Below are 25,660 nucleotides of genomic sequence, written 5' to 3'. Positions count from 1 at the left end.
CTAATAAACTATTTATAACTAGCATGTTAGGTAGAAAATATGATTTTAATGGATGAAAACATAACAGAATTTGGCAACATGAGCGTGTTGCTTCATAGCGCAAGTGCAACAAGCTATTGTATAGAGTGGTTTAGCAAAATGACTGGAGCGTCAATTATCTTAACCCGAACAGATACTAGTAAATACTTAGTTACCAGAAAGTGGGCTATAGGACGCGAACTAGAAGATGTTTTAAGTGAATTTAGCCGTGCTAACCAAGCCATTATTCATTTTTTAAATAACGTTGATATAGCCAAAATAAATGAAAAAAGAGTTGCGGCAGCTAAATTACACTGCATAAATTTATTTGTAAAAGCAGAAGGCTTGAGATCCATAACCAACCTTAACTTGCCAAAACCAAGGCTGCAAGACGCCATAGGTAAAAAGGTAGTAGTAAAATCAACGTTAGGAAATTGCGAAATTGCAACCGGATTATTACTACAACTGGTGGGCAATCAAGTTGAAATACAAGTAAATCCCAATCAGGCAGACAATAAACTACTTAGGCAAAAATTTTATAGTAGGCAAGTATCAATCTGCTAAACGTTTTAACTATCAGCATTTATAGGCAGCTTTACTTTAATGGTAAAGCCGCTTTGATTAATAACTTCAAAACTGCCGCCTAACGCAACAGAGCGTTCTTGCATAAATGCTAATCCATAATGACCAGTGTTTTCAGTGGGTTTTACACTACTTCCGTTATCACTAATTATTAATTCAATAGAATGACCATCTGTTTTAATGTTTATAGTAAGGGTTGATGCGTTACTGTGCTTAATACAATTAGTTACTGCTTCTTGGCAAATTCTATAAACGGCAATTTCGTGTTCTTTAGAAAGCGCTCTTACCACATTAAAATTAACCTCATAACTAATATTTTCCTTTGTAAGTAAGCTTTTTAATCGCCCTTGAGTCATTGCTTTTTTAAGCCCTAATTCGTCTAATTCACGAGGGCGAAGATAATGCATTAATTGATAAACTGAGTCGTACATAGAGTTAGCATTATTTTTTAACGTAGCCACAAACGATTGAGTATTTTCATCACTAAGATGAGACAAAATAGCTAAATCTGTTTTTAATGCCGTTAGGTTTTGGCCAAGTTCATCATGCAACTCCTGCGAAAGATGTTTACGCTCGTTTTCTTGAACCGAGACCATTTTGGCAGCAAGCGCTGTGTTTTGAGTTAACTGTTCTTTGAGCCTTGTATTGGCTTTTTGTAATTCAGTATTTTTACGTTTAAGCTCTGTAATAGCGGCACCTAAAACCATGCTAGTAATTGCATTTGCTAAAATAAATAACTGACTAATATAGGTATTACTAGGATCGTGCGTAACGCTTGCTTCAAGTATTATTAAAGCATTAATAAGCGCTGCACTTGTTACAGCCCCTAACGAGCCATACTTATACGAAAACCAAATAATAGGTAATAACGATGCAAGCCGTAATAGCGGGTAGGTGTCTGGGCGAACCGAATATATAAAAAACACAATTAATGTACAACACACTAAAGTGGCTACTAGAGCTAATAACTTAGTGAGCCTAACTGTGCTAAAACTGTATTTTGAATCGTAAATTAACATGATAAAAGGAGCGATTAATAACGAGCCTGTAATATCACCCAAACACATGTTTAACTGATACTGCAGTAGCTCTTTAGCAACCAATATATTTGTAAATTCAAACGCACTGGTAAACAAAAACCACTTTATAGATGTACTCGCAACACAAAGCAGTATTAACGAAAGTATACCTAGGCTGTCGTTAGTGCTTGGCGGCCAGCGGCTATTTTTAAACACATAAACAAGCGCTATAAAACAAAGCTCCTGCCAAAAGCCATGAAATAAATCAAACTCCCAAACCCCGCTGTATGTTAAACCAAGCTGTGCAGCTAAAGCGCGCGATACAACCCATAAGGTGAGCCAATAGCGTGTTGGGGTGAGTAAGTAAAACGCAACTTTTACGCCTGCGGGAATAAATATGGCGCTGCTCTCGGGTACGGTTTCAAGGTTTTGGCTAACCCAAAATGCCGCGAGTGAGGCAATAAAATAAATTAGCCCCACCAATAACTGTTTAGCTACCTCTTTGTATGCGGTAGTAAAACTAACATTAGATAAAGAAGAAACGTTAGGTAAGTTCATCTAACTGTATTACTCCCGCATCAATTGCAATTTTTAGCAGTTCAAACGAGGTCGTCACATTAAGTTTGCTGTAAATATTTGCCTTATGAACATGAGCAGTTTTAGGCATTATGTCTAGCTTTTGTGCTATTTGTTTTGCATTTAAGCCTTTTGCTAATAGTGGTAAAGCTTCTAGTTCTCGGTTGGTTAAAATATTTAATACTGAGTGTTGTGTATTTAAAGCAAAGTTTACGTCTTCGCTTATATAGCGCTTGCCTAATGCAACCGACTTAACCGCATCAATTAACTCTTCCGACGCAGAGCGCTTAGACACATAACCAAGTGCGCCTAGTCGCAGCGCATTACTAACATAAGGTTCGTAATCATGCATAGATGCAACAATGGTTTTAATGTCAGGAAAATTATCGTTAAGGTAGGTTAAAAATGTAAGACCGGTTTCTGATTCATTAAGCGATATATCAACAATAAATATATCGGGTTGCTCAAGCTCAACAGCAAGTTTAGCTTGGCTAACATTACACGCTTCTATTATTACTTCCCAGTCTGCTTGTAATTCAAGTAACTTTTTAAAACTGTCGCGTACTAATTGATGATCTTCAATTATTCCAATGTGCATATATTTCTCCCTTTAAATTTATTATACATTGAAACAGATAACCAATAGCCACAAAAAATTGCATAAAAGTTAACTACCTAGCAAAAAAATGTACACTGTAAATGCTAAAGGAGCAATCATGCTCAGTATTTAACTATTTTAAAAGGGGAAGGTATGAAAGCATTAAACGTCATTTATGGACTCGCATTACTCTTTACTATTACAAATGCCAACGCAGTAGAGGGGCTAATTTCAGTAAAAAGCCCACTAAGCGCTAAAGCGACTATGGATAAGTTTGAGCATTTGGCAAAACAAAAAGGGCTAAATATATTTGCACGAATAGATCACGCAGTTGGTGCCAAAAAAGTAGATAAGGAGCTTAACCCAACAGAAGTACTTATATTTGGTAACCCTAAAGGCGGTACGCCACTAATGGAATGCGCACAAACAATAGGTATAGATTTGCCATTAAAAGCACTGGTTTGGGAAGACGCACAATCGCAAGTGTGGTTAAGCTACAACGATCCTACTTATATAGCTGAGCGCCATAATGCTGTAAATTGCCCAGCGGCTAAAAAAATAGGTAAAGTATTGCACTCACTCGCAACAACTACGGTTAAGCAATAATTAACGCTTAGCAAAGTAAGGATTATTTTTGAACAAGCTTTTACTTTTTTTATGCCTGTTTTTACAGGCATTTATAATACTCTCGCTAATTAGTTTTTTTACAGGCATTTACAATGCTTATATAGTATTTGCTGGTGGCGATCCTAAATTAATAGCAGGGCATATTGCATCAGGTATTGTAATTTCGTTAATACAAATTGCACCAGCAATAGTTGGCTATTTTATAAGTTACATGCTGCTCAAAAATAAACGTGTAAATGACTTTGCATTGCTTAAACCTGCTTTAAAGTTTTATGCATATCTATGGCTTTTATTTATCCCCATTGGTACGATTTTAGGTGCAAAGCTATTAACTAAATTAAAGAAGGGTTAAATTTAATAGCGGCTTTAAAAATAAAGGAGTAAGCATGTTTTTTGATGATGTTCAGGGTTTAGTGCGCGTACTTATTATTGGTGTACTGGGTTATGTAGCGCTGGTGTTTTGGTTGCGTGTATCGGGCAAGCGAACACTATCTAAATGGAACGTGTTCGACTTTGTAGTCACCATTGCGCTGGGTTCTATTCTTGCATCGGTAATTATTTCAAAAAGTGTTGCGTTGCTTGAGGGTATACTCGCGTTTGTTGTGTTAATAGGGCTGCAATATTTAATTACTTGGCTAAGTGTTCGCTCATCTAAATTTGCAGGCTTGATAAAAGCAGAGCCCACGCTTTTACTGAGTGATGGTGAATACTGCACAGCTGCCCTTAAATCGCAGCGGGTAACAAAATCAGAAATTCGCGCCGCTATTCGTGGCGCTGGTATATTAGCCATAGAAGATGTAGCCGCCGTAGTGCTAGAAACCGATGGCAGTTTTAGCGTACTTAAGCAAAATAACAGCGGGTTAAAAACCGCGTTAAGTGATGTAAGCGGGCATTAAATTAATACGCCAATAGTTATATTAACTAAGGCAGGTATAACCTGCCTTATTTTGCATTAAAGCTTATTTTTATTTAGCGTGCTGCTCTAATAAACTAAAGGTAGGTAAGCGCCATTTAAAGCGTATTGATGCCATACGTATTAAGTAGCCTGCAACAAGGCTTACAATAATGCTGATGTTGTCGTCTATATTGTAATGGTGTAGTGCTAAGTATAAACAGGCAACAAGTAACGATACACTCGCGTATAGCTCGTTATGTAATACCAACGGCGCTTGGCGACATATTAAATCACGCAATAAGCCACCAAAAACACCCGTTACAACCGCTGCCACTACACAAATACCGTAATGTAATCCCATATTTAGCCCCACTTGGCAGCCAATAATACTAAAGGCAGCTAAACCCAGCGCATCTAAGCGCATAAAAATGCCTTTAAATTTAACTACCCATTTAGCAAGCCACGTAGTGACAATACCGGCAATACAAGTAATTAATAAATATTCTGGGTGTTGAACCCACGTAAGTGGGTAATTGCCTAGTAAAATATCTCGTACGCTACCACCGCCAATTGCCGTGGCGCTGGCTACCAGCACCACGCCAAACCAGTCCATTTTCATTCGTCCTGCGCTAAGTGCGCCTGTCATGGCTTCTGCTGTAATACCAATAATATAAACAATCGTTAATAGCATGAGATAATCACTTGAAATTTGTACGTAAAAATAAGATGTGGATTGTATAGATAAAACGGGCAAATAACGAATGAGAAATCATACTAAAAAGGCTTAATTCAGATAGAAATAACTAATGACAAAACCGAGTGTAAACAAGCTGTTAAGCTAACAGGTTTGTGTAACGTTATTGCCAGAAGTTAAAGGACATATAGCCGCAAATTACAAATAAACAGGTTGAATTTTTACTTAGCTTTGCTTTAAGGCTTACTTGTTTAAGCGCTTAGTTAATGGTTAATTTAATAACTTTTTAATAACTTTTTAATAATTTGGTTTATTAATTTGGTTTATTAATTTGGTTTAATAGATAAAGCGTAAAATTAACGTAATATGAATATTTAGTTGCATGGTTTTGATTTAGGAACGTATAATAACAATTGTTAACTTAAATGGAATTTGCGTAAATCGCAGCTTAAGCAAAATAGGCGGATACATGAACAAAGGACTGTTAAAGTCGTGGAAAACCGACAAAGGTTTTGGTTTTATTAAATCAGACACCCTAGAGCACGACACGTTTATACACATATCAGCGCTCAAACACATGAGCCGCAAGCCTAAAGTGGGCGACACCATTTACTTTGAAGTTGCAACCCAGCCCGACGGTAAAACCAAAGCAATTAACTGCCGCATAGAAGGCGTTACAGAGCTTAAAGCACCTCATCAAAAAAACAATAACCAGCCGCACCGCATTGCCAAATCTAATTTTGCCAGTAGCTTTTTAGGTAAAGTTGCCTCAATTGGTCTTATCGCTGTGCTTTGTTTATATGCATTTAATAAATACAACACTCACTCAAGCAGCCAAACACCCATTATCACCAATGACGATTTAGCCACTAATGATGATTTAGTCACCTTTGATGAAAAATACCCAAAAATCGTTATTCCAAAAAGCACGCAAAATTTTACGTGTGATGGCAGGCAGCACTGCAGCCAAATGACATCTAAAGACGAAGCAATATTTTTTATTAATAACTGCCCAAATACAAAAATGGATGGTGATGGCGATGGAAAACCTTGTGAGAATGATTCACGGTTTTAAGGCTAGGGCTATAAAGCTTTCAGCTTTAAATAAAAATAGAATTAATTGCTGTGTATAAATTCAGCGATTTGAGTTTTGTCCCATAACATTATTAAAAGTCGTTTTGGGGTTAAATAAGCTAGTAGAGCTATTAACTATTGTTCGTTTAAAAAACATGGAGAAATAATGGGATATCGAAACGGAAATTATGCAGCTTTTTATGTCGCTGAACCATTCAACGCAAGTGCTCTTAAGGCGCATGCTACAAGAGATTTTTGTTACTACAGTATTTTGCGTGCATGGAAAGGAAGAGATGTATCATTTCCATTTAACGATTCCCACGGCACAACATATAACGTGCGTGACAACAGTCTTTGGGAAGTAACCTTAAAGCCAAGATTGCGTGAGCGGATTAGAGGCTCCAAAAATATAGTTCTTTTTTTAAGCTCAAATACAGTTAGCTCAAGAGCCCTTAGAGAAGAAATTGATTATGGAATTAATAACCAAGGGCTTCCTGTGATTGTTATTTATCCTGAATTTGACAGTACAGCGAGTCTTCTTTCTTCTGGAGATTTGAAGCAGTCAGTAAAAAATCTTTGGGATAAATTACCTCTTTTTAGGGACTCAATGAGTAATGTACCTACAATCCACATACCAATGAAAAAAGACATAATAGAGAATGCTCTAAATGATAATGACTTTATGTTGTCGAGTAAAACGGCTAATAATTATTATTGGTATAAATTATGAGCAAGGTGAGTCTTCACGATAAGAGAGTTTTTGATAAATTTCTAAAAACAATATCATGGATCAGCGTAGCACTATCTCTGACTGTGCTATTTGTTGAAATCCCTAAAGAATTTAAAACCACTTATGGCTGGGTTTTTATTGGATTATTGGTTGTAATCTATTTTCTGGTGTGGAATCACTCCAATAATCTAAATAAGATCGATATTGATGTTGAAGGAAGTGATGTAACAATTAAGGTTGGTGACTTATTTTTGGAGTCAGGGCTAAAAGTAATAGCTTTTAATGAGTATTTCGATACTTTGGTTGATAATAAGATAATTTCTGAGAACTCAGTAAATGGGATATTTATAAATGGTCACCTCAATGAATCTATTACAACCTTGGATTGTCATATTGATAATTACTCTTTTGAACAAAGTGAAATGGCTGGGATCAATGAAAGTAGAAAGTTAGGTAAAAAAAATAAATATCAAATTGGGACTGTTTGTATATATAAAAACTTTTTATTAACGGCATTTACTAAGTTTGATGATAATAATAAAGCTTCGCTTACTATGCCCGAATATTTAGAGTTTTTAATAAACTTCTGGGACAAAGTAAATAATGTATACGCGCAACAAAATGTAGCAACACCAATATTTGGTTCTGGGATTACACGAATTAAAGGACACAAAACGATAAATGATGAAGATCTTCTTAAAATCATGTTGTGGACGTTTCGTATTAGTGAAATGCGTTTCAAATACCCAGCAAAACTTACAATTGTTATTCATAAAGACAAAATTAACAAAATTAACCTTCTTGATATAAAATCTGCGAGAAATGGTATTTGAATGACATTGAGTTTAAAAGATTCCTTAGCGAGTTATTGCTCGCCTTTTTGATGTAGCTGCTTTTCTAAAGGTAAGAGAAACTCTTAGGTGAGCTTGTAGTTAAGTCTGTAGAATTACTTTTTAAGAAGATAGCCTGCTTTATTTTTTCAAAAATGTATTACAAAGTATTTAAAATTCTTTGTTTTGATTTCAGGAATTAGTTTATTAATTTAGCTGTTGGAGTTATTCCACAGCTTTGTTATGTGTTTGTTAGTAAAGGAGTATATAGTGGCAAATCCACGCGTTTTCATTAGCTCGACATATTACGATTTGAAGCATGTTCGAGCTTCTATGGATATATTTATAGAGTCACTAGGTTACGATACTGTGCTATCTGAAAAGGGGAATATTGCTTACTCACCTGATATGCCACTTGATGAATCATGCTATAAAGAAATATCTAGTACCGATATATTTGTCCTAATAGTGGGAGGAAGGTATGGCTCTGAAGCTAGCGATGGGGACAGAAAAAATGATAAAGAGTTCTTTGAAAGATATGAGAGTGTCACAAAAAAGGAGTTTGAAGAAGCAAATAAGCGTGATGTTCCAACATACATTTTAATTGAAAGTAGTGTTTATTCAGAATATCAAACATATTTACGCAATAAAAAGAATGAAAATATTTCATATGCTCATGTTGATTCGGTAAATATTTTTAAATTTATTGAAAAAATTCTATCTCTTCCTAGGAATAACGCGACTAAAACTTTTGAGAAGTTTTCTGATATCGAAAATTGGCTTAGAGAGCAATGGGCGGGTCTTTTCAGAGAGCTTTTGCAAAGAATGTCTGAACAAAAGAAATTTAATGAGCTATCCGATCAAGTAGATGGGCTGAAAGAAATAAATACAACATTAAAAACATACTTAGAATCTGTAATGGAAGTAGTCTCTCCTGAAAAGTCTGGCGAAATAATAAAAGCAGAACACAAAAGGTTAGGGGATTTAGAAAGAATTGAAAAGGTTAAATCAAGTGCCTTGGGACGTTTTCTTTATGATGAATATAAATTGTCTGTAGATTTCATTATAAATGAAATCATTATTGCAAAATCGAGTATAGGTTTTGCGAAATCGATAGCTAAACATACTAAAGTTGGAAGTGGTTCACGAAATATAGTCGATATTTTTGAAGAACATCCTGATGCTACAGATGATTTAAACGAATTAAGAGAATTATTTGGCTTAAACTCATTAAGAAGACCTCCTCAAAAACAATCTAAAACTAAAGGAAGCTAAAGCAAAAATCATGAGCCAACGGGGTCACCCATTAGAAAATTCCGGTCAAGCAGAATTAATTAACAGTGACACCCATCCTAAATTTTGATCTTTTTAAAATTTAAGGCTACGTTTCAGTTAGTACGAAAAACGGAATTAACAGTGACACCCATCCTAAATTTTGCACTTTTCGAAGTTAGCAGCTAGCCTTTCTTTAGTGTAAAAAGTAAGCAGGTGTCTTATGGCTATAGCAAGAAAACGTCAAGTAAGTTTGGTTGATACAAAATACTACCATTGTATTTCGCGTTGCGTGCGACGTGCATTTTTATGTGGGGAAGACCGTTTTACTGGTCAATCTTACGAGCATCGACGAGGGTGGGTTGAAGATAAGCTGCTTGAATTAGCGAAGGAAACAATAAACAAGACACCCATCCTCACTAAATTAACAATGACACCCATCCTAAATTTTGCTCTTTTTAAAATTAAAGACTACGTTTTAATTAGTGCAAAAAAACAGGCAGGGTGTCTTATGGCAATTGCAAGAAAGCGTCAAGTAAGTTTGGTTGATACAAAATACTACCATTGTATTTCGCGTTGTGTTCGTCGTGCATTTTTATGTGGAGAAGACCGTTTTACTGGTCAATCTTTTGAGCATCGACGAGGGTGGGTTGAAGATAAGCTGCTTGAATTAGCGAAGGTATTTTGTGTTGATGTGTGTGCTTATGCCGTAATGAGTAATCACACCCATTTAGTAAAGATAAATGGGGTCAGGTCTTTCTTTTTGCCTTTTTGTATTTAGTGTCTAGTATTTTATTACGCGGATTCAAGTCTGAAGTGCATAACGTTTAGGCGGCTTTAGCCGCCAAGTGGAATTAACAGTGACACCCATCCTAAATTTTGCACTTTTCGAAGTTAGCGGCTAGCCTTTCTTTAGTGTAAAAAGTAAGCAGGTGTCTTATGGCTATCGCAAGAAAACGTCAAGTAAGTTTGGTTGATACAAAATACTACCATTGTATTTCGCGTTGCGTGCGACGTGCATTTTTATGTGGGGAAGACCGTTTTACTGGTCAATCTTACGAGCATCGGCGAGGGTGGGTTGAAGATAAGCTGCTTGAATTAGCGAAGGTATTTTGTATTGATGTATGTGCTTATGCCGTAATGAGTAATCATACCCACTTAGTGTTGTATATTGATGATAAGAAAGCGAATAGGCTAAATGATAAAGCGATTGTTATTCGCTGGCATAAACTCTGTAAAGGCACAGTGTTAACGCAAAAATATGTACAAGGTGAAAAGCTAAGTAAAGTTGAACTCATCTTTTTCAATCAAACGGTTAAACAATACCGAGAGCGCCTAGCGAGTATCAGTTGGTTTATGCGGTTACTAAATGAAGATATTGCGCGCAGAGCAAATAAAGAAGATAACTGCACGGGTAGATTTTATTCGTTGCCATCCATGGCGCTCACCCTTCGGGCCGCCTGACGGCGTTCAAAGTTGTTCCATACAATTTTGTGGAAGGGCCTTTCCTTAAAATAAAAAGTAATCGCAAGCATTACTAGATGAAGCAGCACTTGCAGCCTGTATGGCCTATGTCGATTTAAATCCCATTAGAGGTAAAATGGCTAACACACCAGAAGAGTCAGACCATACCAGTGTACAAAATCGTTTAACATGCGCGGCAGAAGGTAAACAACCAAAGCAGTTACTGCGTTTTGCAGGTATGCCACGTCAGATTATGCCTAAAGGGCTGCCGTTTGAACTTAAATCGTACCTTGAACTTGTTGAGTTAACAGGGCGAATAATGCGAGAGGATAAACGCGGGCACATTGATAATATGAACCTTCCTTTGCTAGAAAGACTTAATATATCCCCCGAAAACTGGTTAAAACTCACCACACAATTTACGCGCGTATTTCATGGCGCAGTAGGTAGGCCTGCCTCACAAGCAAGTTACTGTGAAAATCTAAACCGGAAACGGCGCTCAAATATCAGTAATTGCGAAAAGCTACTCGCATAAAACTAAGCTACTCAGTAAAACTATTCAGTAATAAATCACTACTGCATTATGCAGTTATTTTCATGCGTGTAATTTACGTTTAATAGGGCTAATTACTCATTTAACGGATGAAATAAAGTGACCCAGTCATAAAAGATAAATTTTGAACTTGAAGAGCAAATATTAGTGTCACAGTTTTGTTTGTTCAATTAAAGTGGCTGTCTAGTTTAGTTGGTTTCTACCATTGTATTTCGCGTTGCGTGCGACGTGCATTTTTATGTGGGGAAGACCGTTTTACTGGTCAATCTTACGAGCATCGACGAGGGTGGGTTGAAGATAAGCTGCTTAAAATTAACAAGACACCCAATCTAAATTTTTTATTCAAAAATTAATGCTTAAGTTTTTTTATGCGTTAACGACTAGTTATGCATTTAGTAAGTATTACAAACAACAAAATGGTATTCATAATTTATGAATACCATTTTAATGTTCAGTAAAAGCTTATTTAAACTACTTACCTCAACTGCTTATAATAGAAATTTAAAGTCTACGCGTAATACTCTCGTCTGAGTTTATTACTTGTAAAGCTGCACTTGTGGCAAAACCACCCGCATCATCAAAGGTGACATTAATCCAGTTACTGCCTTGTAAAATGTCATGAGGTACAGGGATTTCAATCACGCCAAAGAAGCTTGCACGACCGTTACGGGTTTTACCGTTCTTTTGGTCATATCCTCTAAAGTCTTTTGGTACTGTTACCGTAACACCATTCACTTTTACAACTGGAACAAGAGACTTACCATGAGCACGGCCCATACCTAAGCGTAATACAGCTTCACCTTGGGCTCCCACTTCAACATTTTTAATATTAAATAATAGACTACTATTCGCCTTAATCGGCTTTTTATAAGTTGTTGCGTAATACTTTGTTTCTTGATTTACTTTATCAATGTTTATCTTGTTTTGATAAGTAATGGTCATAATCTTAGTACTTTCTTTCGGTAAAAATACGGTACCTGGCACACTCGTTAGGTTTTTAGTTTCCAATAACGCATGGTTATTATTATCGTAAGATAACGTTTTTATTTGAACTGATTTAACCGAGTTACCCGTAATACCCAATGCTTTCAATGAAACATCAGTATCTTCAAACTCTAAACTCGTCATGATGATGTGTGCTTTATTATTTTGCACATACGCATCAACCATTATATCTAAATCTGATGCCCAACTATCAACATGCGTACCTCGAACATTCGACCATAATTGATAAAACTTCACTAAATCAGTGTATACCCATTGTGTACCTGTTTGACCTGCTTTCTCAAAATTTTGACGCATTAAACGGTTTTCATATGGGTAACCGGTATCACCATGTCTACCCCATTCAGCTTTCACTGGAATAAATGGGATAGCTTTAGCAATAACATTAGGGCGTTCTAAAAATTGTGTTAATAACGCATTATAACCACGTAATTTTTCAGCATCGCGAACATGCGTCCATGGTTTATTACGTAATGAATGCACCGAAGCACCATATTCAGAGATTAATAATGGTTTAACTCGACCAAACTTAATCGTTGAATATTGCTCTAACATATCAAGGGTTGCTTCAACATTACTACCACGTCTATATTCTTCGCCGCGTGGGTGAGTAGGAAAATCATATAAATGAATTGAAAAAACATCCATATCTTTGCCTCCCGTGTCGATAAATAATTTATCGTTGTCTTCCCAGCGTTGGAAGTTATCCCAATCATAATTAGGGAATGCTGTGGTATATCCAGCAATTTTAACGCCTTTATTTAACTTTTCGTTATTTGTTTTACGAACTTCTTTAGCGACACTGGTGTGGTAACTAAAAATATCAGAAATAGGAGCTTTTGCTCTGCCATCTTTAGGATCGATATTAAGATCGTAAAGAGGTTCGTTAACTACCTCTATAAACGCAGGTTTTGGATGACCTACTGCAGTATTACTTTGCGCAAAGTAATTTTTTAAGAACTGGCCCATATAGTGACCTGTTGCTGTACCAAGTGGCTCTTGCGCTGTATCTGTTTGTGAGAAAGCCCAACCAGTATTGCCAATGTTAGTACCATCAGGATAATACGGGTGAACTTGACCTGCAACAACCATATTTTCTGATCTATTTTTAAAACGTCTACCATTAACGAATCTGGCCTGAGTGCTTTTTTCAAAGGTATTTACTGCTGCTTTCCCTAGAGTTGTTGCGGTTGATTCGTCAATAAAACCTGAACGGATGTTATCTTGTGCTTGACCAAAAAGTTGGTTTTTCATATACCCTGTATCACGACCAAAATATACGTCGTAACCTTTGATGAATTTTCCGATCAAATCATCTAATTCATTATTACCTTTGCTATCATCATTCCAATCATTTTCAGTTGGTGCTGAATGTAACGAAATAAACTTTTCACGATTGAAACTTTGAATATTACCGATACGATGTTTAGTATCTAAATTAACATCAACGTTAACTTTATTTGTAGCCGCTATTACATTACTTGTAAAAGTAGCTGTAAGTATTGGTAGAGCGATAATTAATGCTTTATATAGCATTGAATAATTTTTTTGCTTGTTTATCATATAGTATCTCGGATGTTTAGATGTTGTAATTATTTCCATATAAGAAAATCCTCTATTTCTTTTTTATCCTTTTTATTTCTTCCATTAATTTTTCTATTCCATCTGACATAAATCATTAATTAACAGCGATTTTTTATAATTTCAACTACTCGCTGTTAATTTATATTAATAATTAAAGTCAATATTTTAAATCTGAATAGAGCAATAAAACTTCTTTAAAAAAATAGCTCTATTCAATAAATACCTAGCCAAGATACATTGTAAACAATTAACTATCAACCAAAGGTGCAATTTACTCAGTATGCGTTACGACAAGAAAATATCAGCAATTACGAAAAGCTACTCGCATAAAATTTAAGCTACTCAGTAAAACTATTCAGTAATAAATCACAACTGTATTATGCAGTTATTTTCATGCGTGTAATTTAGGTTTAATAGGGCTAATTACTTATTTAACGGATGAAATAAAGTACCCAGCAATAAAAGATAAATTTTGAACTTGAAGAGCAAATTTAGTGTCACAGTTTTGTTTGTTCAATAAATGTGGCTGTCTAGTTTGGTCTGTTCCATAAAGATTGGCCTATTGAGAATACGCAAAACTAGCAGAGACTTTAGATTGGGCAATTTTATAAGTTGTCCATGTTCTACAGGCTATTAAAAAGGCTGCTTAAATTAAGCAGCCTTTTACATTTAATGTTTTTGAGATTAACCTCAGAGGAAATAAAGAATTAATCTACTGAACGATTAATTTTTAAGGCAAGGAGTCTTCAATTGACAACAAAAAGAAAATTCATCCAAAGTATTCCTAATGAAATGGTAGATCCAATTACAGGTCTTAAAGCGAGTAATGAGACAGAGTTGAGCTCGTTATTGGCCTATCATCATGCAAATAGCTCTATTGACTGGGGTAGTGTTAACCTTTATTCAATTCCATATTTATCTGACAAACTTTGTTCTTCAGAATATATTAATTGCTCAACCCCATTTTATTGTGAATATCCTCTTTTTTCAGATTCAGAAACTGTAGATATATGGGGGTAGATGCCTGCAGAGTTACTTTCGTTTTCTAAAAGCGAAAATACAATCGTGTTAATCGAAAATAAAATTGGAAGTAAATTTACAAGCGCTGGTACTCAGCTTATAAGGCAAGCAAAGTTCCTTGAGAAAAGTGGTTTTAAAAACAAAATATTGATAGTTCTTACTTCAGAGTTATTTTTGTCTAAAGGCTGGTATTTAAGTGAAATGCAGAATGTAATCGACAACGTTGAAGGTGTTAAAGTTTTTGCTATGAAATGGGAAGATATCTTCAATGCTATTGAATCTAAAGGTATTAATTAGGGAAATAAGAATCTAAAGGGGTCAAATCTTGACTACATACATCAAAACATAAATTGGTTAAAAGGTTTTGATATTAGCTATTTTTACTCTCTAAAAGCGCAGCGCATCATATCCTCTTTGTGAATTAATCTTAGTTTACGAAAGAGGGCATTAACTTGAGGTACGCTAGGCAAATGCTCTAAATGTAAAACATCAGCGAATTAGCATATCTAATACACGCCGATGTTTATACTTTATTCAAAAGGCTACATCACTTGTGTGATATTCAGCCTTAGTCTGCTTTACGGTAAAGGCTTATTAAACATATCGCTAAAAGTAACGTTGCAATCATGCCCGAAGCGCCAGCAACAGCTGATGGAAGAAATCCATCACGACCAAAGGTAATTAAAATGCCATTGGCTAACATTGCAACTCCGCCAGCTAAGGCTGTAAGTCCGCCAATTGCTTTGCCACCTTTAGCGATGAAAGACAGGCCAAAAACAAGTGCTGCTAATCCCAATAATAATTTAGCTGTGTAGTAAATCATGAATGACAAAGAAACCACGCCACCAATTAAAGGTTGTGCACCTTCTACGGCACCCGCAACTTTACCAAATGTTGAAAACAACGTAAGGCCAATACTCACCTGTACTATATTTAATACCGCAGCAAAGGCGATAGCCGACCATCCTAGTTGAGAATGTTTTGCTTGTACCATTGCCGTACCAGCAAAGGCAACAAGCAAGGTAAATATGAGTGCTTCTAGTCCCCAAGAAACTTGCCTTGAAAAGCTAATTTCGGCACTGTAAAGGGCTGAATAAATACCCTGTGATATTGCCAATAACAACAATAAAGATGCTGTAATTAGGGTGATGCGTTTATTCGTAAATTCCATTATGGGCCTCTTATAATTTTATATTTAATGCTTTAAAAAGCGGTAACAGATTTGAATAAATCAAACAGATGGGGCTTTTTAACTAATTAGCGTTTCTACTATCTGATATAAGACAGGTAAAGTTATTTAATTATTTCACTTAAACCTATAAAAATAATAATTAATAACAAATAGGTCGGGTATTTTACCTTTTAGTATTTAGGATTAGTACTTTATTAATAGTCTTAATAGTCTAAATATAAACGGCGGTTTAGGTATGGCAAAGTCTCTATGGCTAGAATTATCAAATACGTTAGTTACTTCACGGGTAATTAACAATAGTCTGTTTATTTGGATGAGAAAGAAAAATGGGGTAAGGTTTTTTTGTTTTTTCCTTTTGTATTAAAGGCTTTGTTGTAAGCTGAATATGCTCAATTGTCTTCTAATCGGGATGATACAATTAGGGCGGCATACTCATCAGGAGGTTATATTTTAAAGAAGTTGGCGAGTATTTTAAATTGCATTATTCGAGGGTGAGTAGAATAATGGCAAAAAATAAGACCTGACACCTATGTCTGTAAACTAATTCACAAGGAAAAAAACAGTTGGCTTTTTACTTTTTTGTTGCTAAATTTGAACCATAATTTTAGTTCGCTTAAGTTAGCGTTAGATGTTAAATAAATCAAGGAGGAAGTATAAATATGGCTACTAAAAGTGGGAAGTCTTGGGTTACATGGGCAAACAGTCATGCAAAAAATAGCAATAATGTAGATGACCTTGAAGCCACCTTTAAAACTGGCACAAAAGCTTTTATAAAATCTTTAAAAGATGCTGGCGCTACAGTCAACGTTTCAGCCACAAAAAGGAGTGATAAGAGGGCTTACCTTTTTCACTGGTCATGGAAAATATCTCAAGGTAAATGTAAGCCTTCTGATGCGAAAAAAATGGCTGGGGTTGATATAGAGTGGGACCACGGGGATATAGCAAAAAGTAAAGCTGGCGCACTAGAAATGGTCAATGGTTTTGGATTGGCTGTTCCGCCGAGAAGTATTAACCCGCCTTCACTTACGAGTAATCATATCAGCGGTAAAGCAATTGATATGACAATCAAATTTACTGGTACTATAAAAGTTAAGAAAAAGGATGGAACTGAAGTGTCTACTACGTTTTCTTCTAATGTAAATACCAATAAGATACTACATTCTATTGGCGAGTCTTATGGCGTTAAAAAATTAAAAACTGATGCTCCTCATTGGTCATATAATGGACGATAAAATGAGGTTACCCCTAATTTTAATAGCTTTAACTTTTTCATGTTCAACTTTCTCCCAATCAACTAATGAGAGTATGGATAGAGAGGTCGGATGGTTGCATGGTAACTGTTTAGCAATAAAAAACCCTGATATTCCTTCTCAGCATTATTTTAAATTGATACATCTTGGAGAGGGGGCAGCTGTAGAGAATGCAGTGGTTCAAGAAAAAACAACAGATGGTGAAAAATGTTACCCGCTTCTTGATGATAGGGTTGAAGTTAATACGCAATCAGGATACACCTATTATTTAGTCAAATCTAAAAATCCGATAAATTTAGCTATTGGCGTTTTAGAATCTAAAGTTGACTTGAACCTCGATTTTGACTTTTGTAATACATCTGAAGGAATACAATTTTCTATATCAAAAAAGGATGGGTCTCTAGTTTGGGGCGGTTATTATTATCTTGGTTATGAGTCTGAACCCACTTGCAAAAGTTATTAATCTACAAAAGCTGCATTGTAAGATTTTTGCTATGCTCATTTATGTATGTAGTATAACTCCATTTTATACAATTACTTTTTGCAAAAATTGCAGGAGAGCCTAACGTTAGTTAGAGATCTGATGTGTAATTAAATTTTAAAGGAATAACCATGACAGGCAGATTCAACCTTGAAGTGCATAACGGCTAAGCAGCTAACGCTACCATATACTCAGCCATTAATTTGGCTGGCGTTTTTATAATTAAACTTTTTTCTCGGTCTGTCATTTAATTCCACTATTACATTTTGAATTGATGATTTCGATACCTTTTTGAAATTTGTTGATTTTGACCAGTATTGGCGTAATAAACTATTTGTATTTTCAGGTGAAGCCGGATTCTGTGTTTTCTTGGTATTTTTTAGTCAAAAACCAAGTGTTCTTATCGCAGTAATTGGTACGGCATATATGGACGCACCTTTAGACGATGTATGTGAGCGTTTTAACTGGATGGTATATTAGTTTTATTGATCATAATCTTTATACTTTGATGTAGAAGATTAATCACCTGCAAACCTTGTAATATATATTGATTAAATGCCCATAATACAAGGCTTATGGGCTTATCTTAATATTTCACTATACGTTTAAAGAGCTTAATACCTACTTTTTAAGATAGAAATATAAAATGAGACCAATCACTTAACGCTGTAATAGTTTGCTTTGTAGGGGGTGCAATATAGATTAAACCTGCAATAGCAATAATCGAACACAAGGTAATTAACTTATTATCGAAGTCAGCTATTTTTAGAGCGGTGCCGAAAGAGCGTTTAATTCTGACATTACTTAAATCTACACTGTAAATTTCATCCAGCAATAAATGAATTAATCCTCCTAGTAAAACAAACCCACCCGTTAACCAAGCAAAGATGGCTGTTTGTGTGGTTGATTGGTCGTTCAGTTTCCATGCTACTTGAGTCGTCAATAACGCACATAACAGTATAAATAGTAAAGAGTGGCAACTACCTCTATGTACTGTGATCCATTCAAAAATTGGTCTAATAACATATTTCATAAATCCGTAAACCAATAAGGGCACTACGATTAACTCGATAAAACTAATTTCAATAATTAGCTCGGTGGTTATGTAATGCAGTACCAGTAATACAGCGCTGAGTGCAAATAAGTTAAAAATAGTATCGAGTGATGTAGAGTTATCTGAATCTATATCGGGTAATAAGCCGCCAATTGAACCTAAAAACCATAACCAGAGCGCACTTTTTAATTCAATATGTCCTGCAGATAATAAGGTGGCTGAGGCTAAGCCTGTGACGATTACGGCAGTATTAAGATGAGTATTGAAGTTTGCCATTGTATCTCTTGATAGAAAAATAGATGTGCATTTTAACAATTGATAAGTTCATTGTTCAATGTACTTTAAAGATTGAAGTTGAAATAAACTTCTTATTGCTTTGATTAATCATTATTTTTTACAATTGTTATTCTTTTTCGCGCTTAGGGTTGCCACTAAGGGGTAATTTTTTGATTACGACTGAAGTGGAACAGTAACGATCGGTGATTCATTGGCTATTATTCGTTACTTGGCGCGTAAGAGTGGTACGCTAACTGGTATCCCGAAATTAATATTGAGCAAGTTGCGAAAATAGATATTCTTTTATCTATGATGGAAAATGAGTTATTTGATTCTATAAAGAAAGGTCGCCTTATTAACACATTTAAGATGTTTTTGAAGGTGGACTTGCTGACTGTGATTCACTTGCACATGGTTTGCTGGGGCTATTCAACGCTTCTTTATATGGACGAGGCAGGCTTATGTATTGAAAAGTACAATAATGTATCTCGCTGGATTGAAGATATGAAAAAGCCTAGTAGATTTATTGACCTGGTAAAGCTGTAAATTTATTGCGGGGGGATTACCGTAATCACCCGAAAATAAAAAAATAAAGGGCATGTTGCCAGCCCTAGGCATTATTACAAAAGTTACGATGCTAAAACTAAAACAACATGTGAAGTAGAGGAATAGATATGAAGAGGAGTGTAGTTTTAAGTTTGGTCATACTTTTAAATAGTTATTCTACTTTAGTAACTGGTAATGATATGGAAGATAAGAATATGAGTAATGAGATTATTAAATTTTCTGGCTGGGCAATTCCATATGTTGTAGTTGCCTACAATGATTTTGTATTAAAAAATAGCTCTATTAATAACTATCAAATTTCTGTAGAAGATAATAGTAATTTAGTTATTGTAAAGTTTGCTCCCAATTTTTCACTTTCTGAAGGAATGATACTAGGGGGAAAAACAAAAAACGGACAATTCGTAAAATATACATTTGAAAAAGAAAGTGAACATAATTTCACTCGAACTTATGCTCGATAATATTTCCTACACTATTTTTAAATTATACTTAAAAACGTTGATTAATAAATAATTGGCTCACCCATTAGTTAATTTCAGTCAAGTAGATATGTACGTTTCTTTGGTTTATTTACGAGTAATTATAGGTACTCATTAATTAAAAATTATTGGACAGCTACAAACATTGACCAATAACAATAATTATTCATTTTAGCTGTGCTTATATGGCACGTGAGAATAGGAAACAACAGTAAGGAAGCAGCGGTTACACCCACACTAATTGTTTTATTGCGTGTATAAACTTGTTTAATTGACAGGTCGTTGTATATGAGAGGCAAGCGAGGGTATATCGAATAACAAATTTACCGCTATTAGAGCGTGTAAATATTTCCCCAGAAAACCAGTTAAAACTCGCCAAGTAATTTACGCGCGTATTTCATGAGGTAGTTTTTAAATTTGATTCACAAGAAGGTTACTGTAAAAACTTAAATAGAAAACGGCGAGCGAATGCCGATAATTGCGAAAGTTGTTCCCATGAAATTTAAGCTACTCAGTAAAAAGTTAAAATTGTATCATGCAGTCATTTTCATGTGTAATGTAGTTTTTGTAGCTGTAGTGGCTTATTTAATGAGGGATTCGCGAATAACGAGTAGGGATGGCTTAGTCAAAAAAGTAAGTTTAGTAGCACAGCTTTACTTGTTCAATTAATGACTGAGCAAATGGCAGTAATAGCTGCCTAGCGGTTATTAACTTAGGAGTTAAATCTGCCTATGTATTTTTTTAAACAAAAGCCAGTTTGAAAAGCTGGCTTTTTAAGTCGAATATATAGTTAGTATAACGCTTTTATTTTTTTAGCAAAATCAGATGCGCTTCGGGTCATCTTGTGACCAGTGGCTATTTTTAGAACCGTATCGTTAAGTGTGAATTCACTTTGTGAATCTTTAAAGTCCTGCTTAGCAGATACTTCAATTTTAGTTAAAAGTGCTAATTCTTCTTTGTAATCAGCGTCGTCTTTACATATATTAGCTATGGCTTCTAAAACAGAAACTGTTCGTTGTCCTGAATGAGTTATGACCCACTCACTTTTGTATTTATTATCGGCAAGCTTTGCTTCATTTGCAGCTAACATTTTTTTGTAATCTTCCCAGTTAACATTTACATCTAATTTAGTATTCCCACAAGAAGCTATAACTTTTGCTGTTTCATCAGCAATACTAGTATCGGCTGCGCGTATTGCTTTTTTATCTTTGATTGATGCCAAAGCAGATGAACTGAATACTGCAATAATTAGCCCTGCAATAATTTTTTGTTTCATAGTGTCTTCCTTTAAGTAATTAAAAAATATCATACATAAGTTTATAACTAGTCTCGGTTATATTCTCTACCTTAAAACCGATTTTAATTGTTAATTCAGAACCCTGTAATTTAGCTGAATGAGATGTAGGTATTTGTGAAGGGATAACAATAATTTTCTTTATTGATTTAATTGCGATAGCGTAATCACTATCTATTTTACAAATTTGTTCTAAAGATTGTAAGTATGCAGAAAGTTTAGATGGGGCTGACTTTATACCCATATTTTCAAAACGAGACCAATCAATATTAATATCTAAGTCTGCTCTACAATTATCAATAAGTGATGCTAGATGTTTTTTATATAATCTCTTTGCTTCAACTTTACTAAATGTTTCAAATTGTCTTTTTTTGTATTGCTGGATAACCCTGCTAGCTTTTGCCTTGTCTGTTGTACCAGAATAAACAATTTTTGTTATTGAATTATCATCTAAATAAACATTTGAATATGAAATTAGAGTACCAGAGATAATCGTTTGATTATTATCATTTCTGAAATTAACGTTTGGCATGCCAACTAGCTTTAGATAGTAGCCATTGCCAGTATGGTTATTGAGTTTTTCATATAGCAATGTTTTCCCGTCAAAGCGATGCTCAAATCCTACATAATTTAGATAGTAAGTGTCTTCTTTTTCACCAGGAACAATAAACAAGGTTGCTTCTTTTTCAGTGTCAAAACTGTAATATATTTTGGAGGATTCTATTGCAGAAAAAGCATACTTCGAGATGAGTAAAAGGAATAAAAAGAGAGCCAATTTCATTAGTTAGTCCATTAATTTAATTAAATATTTAAATACCACATCCGGCGATATTTTACTCACTATACTTTACTCTTTGTAAAGGGTCAAAATTTACATTCAAGTTCTTAATTTTCATTAAAGTGCATGCTTCTAATTTTTTATTCACATAAAACAACAGTGACACCCCCTAATTGTTTTGCTGCGTGTATTACCTATGTGGATTTAAACTCTATTAGAGCCAAAATGGTCAACATCCTAGAAAAATCTGATATACCAGCGTTCAAAAACGCTTAACATGCGAGAGGCTAGTGAGGGTATATCGAAAAACGAATTTATCGTTATTAAAACCGTGTAAATATTTCCCCAGAAAACCAGTTAAAACTCGCCAAGCAATTTATGCACGTATTTCATGAGGCCGTTGGCAAATCAGATTCACAAGAAAGTTACTGTAAAAAATTAAATAGAAAACGCCAAGCGAATGCTAGTAATTGCGAAAGCTGTTCGCATAACGCTTCAACTAGTCAGTAAAAGATTACAACTGTATTTTCATGCGTTTGATTTGGGTTTAACGTCTAAAATAGCTTATTTAATTGGTTTAGTGAGAAAAACTACAAAACAATAGAAAAATACTAAGTCTAAAAAGTAAATTTGGAAGTATTGATATATTTTTTCAATTAAGATGGATTTCTATTTAATTAGTATTTGTTTTAGTTAGTAAATAGCATGGGTTAAACTCTAGAACATCTTATACTAAAAATACCAATGCATTTATTATACAGGAGTACAGATGAAAATCTGGAAAGGCACGTGCGTGATACTTACTACACTGACATTATTGGTTGGGTGCGATTGGTTTGACGATCAAGTAGAAGTGGATCATGATCTACAATCTTATTTGATACCTGAACGTCATGTAGAAAATGCTAAGTTGCAAAAGCTATCGGCTAAAACATTATCCGATGAGCAGCTTTATCGCCGTGCTTTAAGTTTGTGGCCGGTAGATTATCGTGAGCTTAGTATTCCTACGTCACTTGGTCAGGCACGGGTTATTGTTGCAGGATCGGAGGATGCAGAGGTTGTTGTTTTATTGCATGGTATGCAGACGAACTCAGCTATGTGGTACCCAAATATAGCGGCATTAGCCAAACACTATCGGGTTTATGCCATTGACGATTTGCTCGGCTCTGGAGGCTCTATTGCTAATACAGATATTTCTGGCATGGCTGAAGTGGTAAGTTGGTACCAAGAATTATTTGATCTACTGCAATTGGACTCGCTAAACTTAGTTGGTGCCTCTCGAGGAGGTTGGCAGGCAACCGCTATTGCATTGGCTGAATCAAATAACGAAATGTCGCGTATTCAACGTTTGGTATTACTTAGCCCTGCGCAAACGTTTGGTTGGCTTGAGTTTAGCGGTGACTTATTGTCGAGTATTCTGTTTACGTTAAACCCTGTGCGCGATGAGGCTCAAGAGAGCTTAAAAACTTTGTCTACCAAAGTACACATGATTAACCCTATTTATTTAGATCAATATGTGGCAGCGCTTGATGACAATCCAATGCCTGGTTTAATCACCGAAATGCGACCATTTTCAGATCAGCAGCTCCAACAAATTACCCTACCTACATTAGTGATGATTGGCGACAATGACATAATGAATAATTTAGATAGTCTTGAGCGGGCAAAGAAAATGTTGAAAAATGTTCAGACTATACAGGTCTTAGATGCAGGGCACTTTTTAACGGTCGATCAGGCTGAACAAGTAAATCGTACAGTATTGGATTTTTTATCCCGCTAACTATTAGTGAGTGGGCTTGAGTATAAAATTTGTATCTGAAACTCATCTTAAATTTCGCATTTAATTTTTTCTGTTAGGGTGGTGACTAGTTTAGCCTGCTTTATTTACTTATAGGGATATGTTTGAACGTTGAGTTTTCATGGAAGGAATTACACTGTCGAATTATGCCGTTCTGCAAAGCCAGCTTAGTCCATAAAGACGGTTTTTTTTTATTGATAGTCTATTAATGGACGATACTGGTGTTGGCTATAAACAGTTTATGTCGTGTTTAAATAAAGCTAAAGTTTATTCACTCTTCGAGGAAAGTTGTTTTCAGTTTTTAGTTTAGGATCTTTTGAGAAAATCCTTTTAAATTGGATAGGCTTTCTAGAGGTAGGTCCCGATCTAAATAAAACGGACTTACTTATTGTGGAGTAAATTTTGTGGCACATTTTTTAGAGATTTATTATAGTGGTGTTCGTTTATTTAAACTGCGTTAAATGATTTAAGCAACTTAGCTATGCTTTGAATATAAATAAAATGCTATGCACACGTTATTTTTAATTTTTGATAGAGCAAGGATGATCTAGATTGATTGAACTACCCGTATTTATATTCCTCTGTGGTTTGTATTTTTTTATTGATAGTACTAATACTTCCCTGAAAGAGGCTGGTATTGCTTTTGTGGTTTATAGTATTTATATAGTCATTTATAAATTAGTTACACCTTTTTCACCTTACCCAACTCAATATGCAGCGAAGCTTTTTGGTTTATTACCTTTACTGTCATTTGGGGCAATTATATTCCCACATTTTAATAACCATTCACCTGAGTACGTTACCAAGTTTATTGGCTGGGGAGGGTTAACGACAGCTTTTTTGATACTCTGTTATTTTAAACTATTCGTGTGGTAGCTGTAATTACGCTAATGCCTATATCTACTGAAGGTTGTACTTACTAAAAATCACTTAATTAAATAGCTTTTGTATCTATATAAAAATTTAGCTGAAAAGAGAGTCGTAATTACTATGAATTGGAAAGATAAGCTTTTATTTGTCGCATCTTGCGTTGATACTAACAGATATTCAGGATGATTTTTATTAAAAAAATAGGTGCTAAACCAATAAAAGGTATAAAGGAATTTTAATGACTATTAAAATATCAGATAAGTGCGATCAAGCTGCAGTAGATGAAATTATAGCTATTGGGTATCCACAAAATATTAAGTACATGGATGAGTTGTTATCTTGGACTTGTGATCCAAATTGGCCAATTGCTGGGTCAATTTATGAGTATTTTATAAAGCTTGGAGAAAAAGAAGTACATAGGATTCTCGAAGAGGCGAATAAACCGGATTACGACTGGAGATACACCCTTATAATTCAAATAATAGCCTCTTATGATGTAAAAACTCTGAATAAATGTATTAAGAGTTTGACGCTATGGGCAACTCAAACGGGTTCTGAAGAATGTGATTTTGAGTCTATCCGAATTTTAACAGACCATAATTTAATTCCAGATGCTGAGATAGCAAAAATAACGAAAAGAAATTTATTTGTATATAACGTATGGATAAAAGAGACGCTTGAAGCTGGCAGTAGAGCTATTTATAGCTCTCCTTTAGGTGAACATGAGTTATAAATAAGTGAAAATGGATATTGTTTTCTTGATTCTATGATATCCATTTAATTTCAGATCTTAATATAAAACCTCCCGCTAATTTTTTAGCCGCTATTGATAGCTATTATTTAAAATTAATACAAAGCGACTAGACCTTTTAAAAGCTGCTTACTTAAGTAGTAAAATCAATTTATTGCTCAGCAAGTTTTAAACTACTCAGACTTACAAATTTTTAACCAAAATATCTTAATCTTCTCATTTGTAAATTATTAAATTATTAAATTATTAAATTATTAAATTATTAATATGTTATATTGTTGCAATTGCATATTGCTATAGTATAACATTGCTAAACTGTAAATAATGAT

24 protein-coding genes and 3 pseudogenes are annotated in these 25,660 nt (G+C 34.9%); 19 read left to right on the top strand and 8 right to left on the bottom strand.

What is annotated here, in order from left to right; translation table 11 throughout:
* Positions 1-39: 39 nt before the first annotated feature.
* Positions 40-582, top strand: coding sequence for a hypothetical protein (locus GQR56_RS02915; protein WP_166109096.1), 543 nt, complete (start codon positions 40-42; stop codon positions 580-582).
* Positions 583-587: 5 nt separating this feature from the next.
* On the opposite strand, the gene GQR56_RS02910 is transcribed toward GQR56_RS02915, so the two are convergent.
* Both GQR56_RS02910 and GQR56_RS02905 read right to left on the bottom strand, forming a co-directional pair.
* Positions 588-2,177 carry an MASE1 domain-containing protein gene (locus GQR56_RS02910; protein WP_166109095.1) on the bottom strand — a complete coding sequence of 530 codons (1,590 nt, stop codon included), beginning with the start codon at positions 2,175-2,177 and terminating at the stop codon, positions 588-590.
* Positions 2,164-2,793, bottom strand: coding sequence for a response regulator transcription factor (locus GQR56_RS02905; RefSeq protein WP_024610986.1), 630 nt, complete (start codon positions 2,791-2,793; stop codon positions 2,164-2,166). Before GQR56_RS02905 ends, GQR56_RS02910 begins: the two co-directional genes overlap by 14 nt.
* A gap of 153 nt (positions 2,794-2,946) precedes the next feature.
* On the opposite strand from GQR56_RS02905, the gene GQR56_RS02900 reads away from it, so the two are divergent.
* The 3 genes from GQR56_RS02900 to GQR56_RS02890 are packed head-to-tail and all read left to right on the top strand — an operon-like array spanning position 2,947 to position 4,316.
* Positions 2,947-3,399: a DUF302 domain-containing protein gene (locus tag GQR56_RS02900; protein ID WP_166109094.1), complete on the top strand. Its 453-nt coding sequence runs from the start codon at positions 2,947-2,949 to the stop codon at positions 3,397-3,399.
* A gap of 28 nt (positions 3,400-3,427) precedes the next feature.
* Complete coding sequence (locus GQR56_RS02895; RefSeq protein WP_166109093.1) at positions 3,428-3,772, top strand: hypothetical protein; 345 nt, start codon at positions 3,428-3,430, stop codon at positions 3,770-3,772.
* A 34-nt stretch (positions 3,773-3,806) separates the two neighbouring features.
* Entirely contained in the window at positions 3,807-4,316 is a 510-nt protein-coding gene (locus GQR56_RS02890) for a YetF domain-containing protein (protein ID WP_166109092.1), read from the top strand.
* Positions 4,317-4,385: 69 nt separating this feature from the next.
* Here the strand turns inward: GQR56_RS02890 and GQR56_RS02885 are convergent, their stop codons facing one another.
* A complete protein-coding gene (locus GQR56_RS02885; protein ID WP_002961255.1) occupies positions 4,386-5,006 on the bottom strand; it encodes a trimeric intracellular cation channel family protein in 621 nt (206 codons plus the stop codon).
* Positions 5,007-5,478: 472 nt separating this feature from the next.
* On the opposite strand from GQR56_RS02885, the gene GQR56_RS02880 reads away from it, so the two are divergent.
* From GQR56_RS02880 to GQR56_RS02850, 7 genes and pseudogenes are all read left to right on the top strand, one after another.
* On the top strand, positions 5,479-6,084 hold the full coding sequence (locus GQR56_RS02880) for a cold shock domain-containing protein (RefSeq protein WP_166109091.1): 606 nt from the start codon (positions 5,479-5,481) through the stop codon (positions 6,082-6,084).
* A gap of 165 nt (positions 6,085-6,249) precedes the next feature.
* Positions 6,250-6,813 (top strand): hypothetical protein, encoded by a 564-nt coding sequence (locus GQR56_RS02875; protein WP_166109090.1) that lies wholly within the window; start codon positions 6,250-6,252, stop codon positions 6,811-6,813.
* Complete coding sequence (locus GQR56_RS02870) at positions 6,810-7,646, top strand: macro domain-containing protein (protein WP_166109089.1); 837 nt, start codon at positions 6,810-6,812, stop codon at positions 7,644-7,646. The genes GQR56_RS02875 and GQR56_RS02870 overlap by 4 nt, the downstream gene beginning before the upstream one ends.
* Positions 7,647-7,913: 267 nt before the next feature.
* Positions 7,914-8,918 carry a DUF4062 domain-containing protein gene (locus GQR56_RS02865; RefSeq protein WP_166109088.1) on the top strand — a complete coding sequence of 335 codons (1,005 nt, stop codon included), beginning with the start codon at positions 7,914-7,916 and terminating at the stop codon, positions 8,916-8,918.
* 220 nt (positions 8,919-9,138) lie between these two features.
* Positions 9,139-9,306: pseudogene (locus GQR56_RS02860) on the top strand (transposase); the annotation flags it as partial.
* A 120-nt stretch (positions 9,307-9,426) separates the two neighbouring features.
* Positions 9,427-9,645: pseudogene (locus tag GQR56_RS02855) on the top strand (transposase); the annotation flags it as partial.
* A gap of 209 nt (positions 9,646-9,854) precedes the next feature.
* A pseudogene (locus GQR56_RS02850) lies at positions 9,855-10,914 on the top strand (transposase).
* A 519-nt stretch (positions 10,915-11,433) separates the two neighbouring features.
* Here the strand turns inward: GQR56_RS02850 and GQR56_RS02840 are convergent.
* Positions 11,434-13,500 carry an agarase gene (locus GQR56_RS02840; protein ID WP_165728660.1) on the bottom strand — a complete coding sequence of 689 codons (2,067 nt, stop codon included), beginning with the start codon at positions 13,498-13,500 and terminating at the stop codon, positions 11,434-11,436.
* A 771-nt stretch (positions 13,501-14,271) separates the two neighbouring features.
* On the opposite strand from GQR56_RS02840, the gene GQR56_RS02835 reads away from it, so the two are divergent.
* Positions 14,272-14,541: a hypothetical protein gene (locus GQR56_RS02835; RefSeq protein WP_166109086.1), complete on the top strand. Its 270-nt coding sequence runs from the start codon at positions 14,272-14,274 to the stop codon at positions 14,539-14,541.
* Positions 14,542-14,838 carry a PD-(D/E)XK nuclease family protein gene (locus GQR56_RS02830; protein ID WP_166109085.1) on the top strand — a complete coding sequence of 99 codons (297 nt, stop codon included), beginning with the start codon at positions 14,542-14,544 and terminating at the stop codon, positions 14,836-14,838.
* A gap of 271 nt (positions 14,839-15,109) precedes the next feature.
* On the opposite strand, the gene GQR56_RS02825 is transcribed toward GQR56_RS02830, so the two are convergent.
* Positions 15,110-15,712, bottom strand: a complete 603-nt coding sequence (locus tag GQR56_RS02825) for a thiamine biosynthesis protein ThiC (RefSeq protein WP_166109084.1) — start codon at positions 15,710-15,712, stop codon at positions 15,110-15,112.
* Positions 15,713-16,392: 680 nt separating this feature from the next.
* Between GQR56_RS02825 and GQR56_RS02820 the strand changes: the two genes are divergently transcribed.
* From GQR56_RS02820 to GQR56_RS02810, 3 genes are all read left to right on the top strand, one after another.
* Positions 16,393-16,965, top strand: a complete 573-nt coding sequence (locus tag GQR56_RS02820; protein WP_166109083.1) for a hypothetical protein — start codon at positions 16,393-16,395, stop codon at positions 16,963-16,965.
* Positions 16,955-17,446, top strand: a complete 492-nt coding sequence (locus GQR56_RS02815; protein ID WP_166109082.1) for a hypothetical protein — start codon at positions 16,955-16,957, stop codon at positions 17,444-17,446. The genes GQR56_RS02820 and GQR56_RS02815 overlap by 11 nt, the downstream gene beginning before the upstream one ends.
* Before the next feature lie 309 nt (positions 17,447-17,755).
* Positions 17,756-17,944, top strand: coding sequence for a hypothetical protein (locus tag GQR56_RS02810; RefSeq protein ID WP_166109081.1), 189 nt, complete (start codon positions 17,756-17,758; stop codon positions 17,942-17,944).
* Between the two features lie 148 nt (positions 17,945-18,092).
* Here GQR56_RS02810 and GQR56_RS02805 read toward each other — a convergent pair whose 3' ends face one another.
* Positions 18,093-18,794 carry a metal-dependent hydrolase gene (locus GQR56_RS02805; RefSeq protein WP_024611733.1) on the bottom strand — a complete coding sequence of 234 codons (702 nt, stop codon included), beginning with the start codon at positions 18,792-18,794 and terminating at the stop codon, positions 18,093-18,095.
* 674 nt (positions 18,795-19,468) lie between these two features.
* Between GQR56_RS02805 and GQR56_RS02800 the strand changes: the two genes are divergently transcribed.
* Positions 19,469-19,822, top strand: coding sequence for a hypothetical protein (locus GQR56_RS02800; RefSeq protein ID WP_166109080.1), 354 nt, complete (start codon positions 19,469-19,471; stop codon positions 19,820-19,822).
* Between the two features lie 808 nt (positions 19,823-20,630).
* Here the strand turns inward: GQR56_RS02800 and GQR56_RS02795 are convergent.
* A complete protein-coding gene (locus GQR56_RS02795; protein ID WP_166109079.1) occupies positions 20,631-21,116 on the bottom strand; it encodes a hypothetical protein in 486 nt (161 codons plus the stop codon).
* A 19-nt stretch (positions 21,117-21,135) separates the two neighbouring features.
* Positions 21,136-21,915 (bottom strand): hypothetical protein, encoded by a 780-nt coding sequence (locus tag GQR56_RS02790; RefSeq protein ID WP_166109078.1) that lies wholly within the window; start codon positions 21,913-21,915, stop codon positions 21,136-21,138.
* A gap of 766 nt (positions 21,916-22,681) precedes the next feature.
* On the opposite strand from GQR56_RS02790, the gene GQR56_RS02785 reads away from it, so the two are divergent.
* Positions 22,682-23,692 (top strand): alpha/beta hydrolase, encoded by a 1,011-nt coding sequence (locus tag GQR56_RS02785; protein WP_166109077.1) that lies wholly within the window; start codon positions 22,682-22,684, stop codon positions 23,690-23,692.
* A gap of 1,126 nt (positions 23,693-24,818) precedes the next feature.
* Complete coding sequence (locus GQR56_RS02780) at positions 24,819-25,313, top strand: DUF5071 domain-containing protein (protein WP_166109076.1); 495 nt, start codon at positions 24,819-24,821, stop codon at positions 25,311-25,313.
* Positions 25,314-25,660 lie beyond the last annotated feature (347 nt).

Source organism: Pseudoalteromonas sp. Z9A5 (assembly GCF_011378875.1).
Taxonomy (GTDB): Bacteria; Pseudomonadota; Gammaproteobacteria; order Enterobacterales; family Alteromonadaceae; genus Pseudoalteromonas.
The sequence above is the reverse complement of the archived record's forward strand: the minus strand, read 5'-3'. Positions and strand labels throughout refer to the sequence as shown.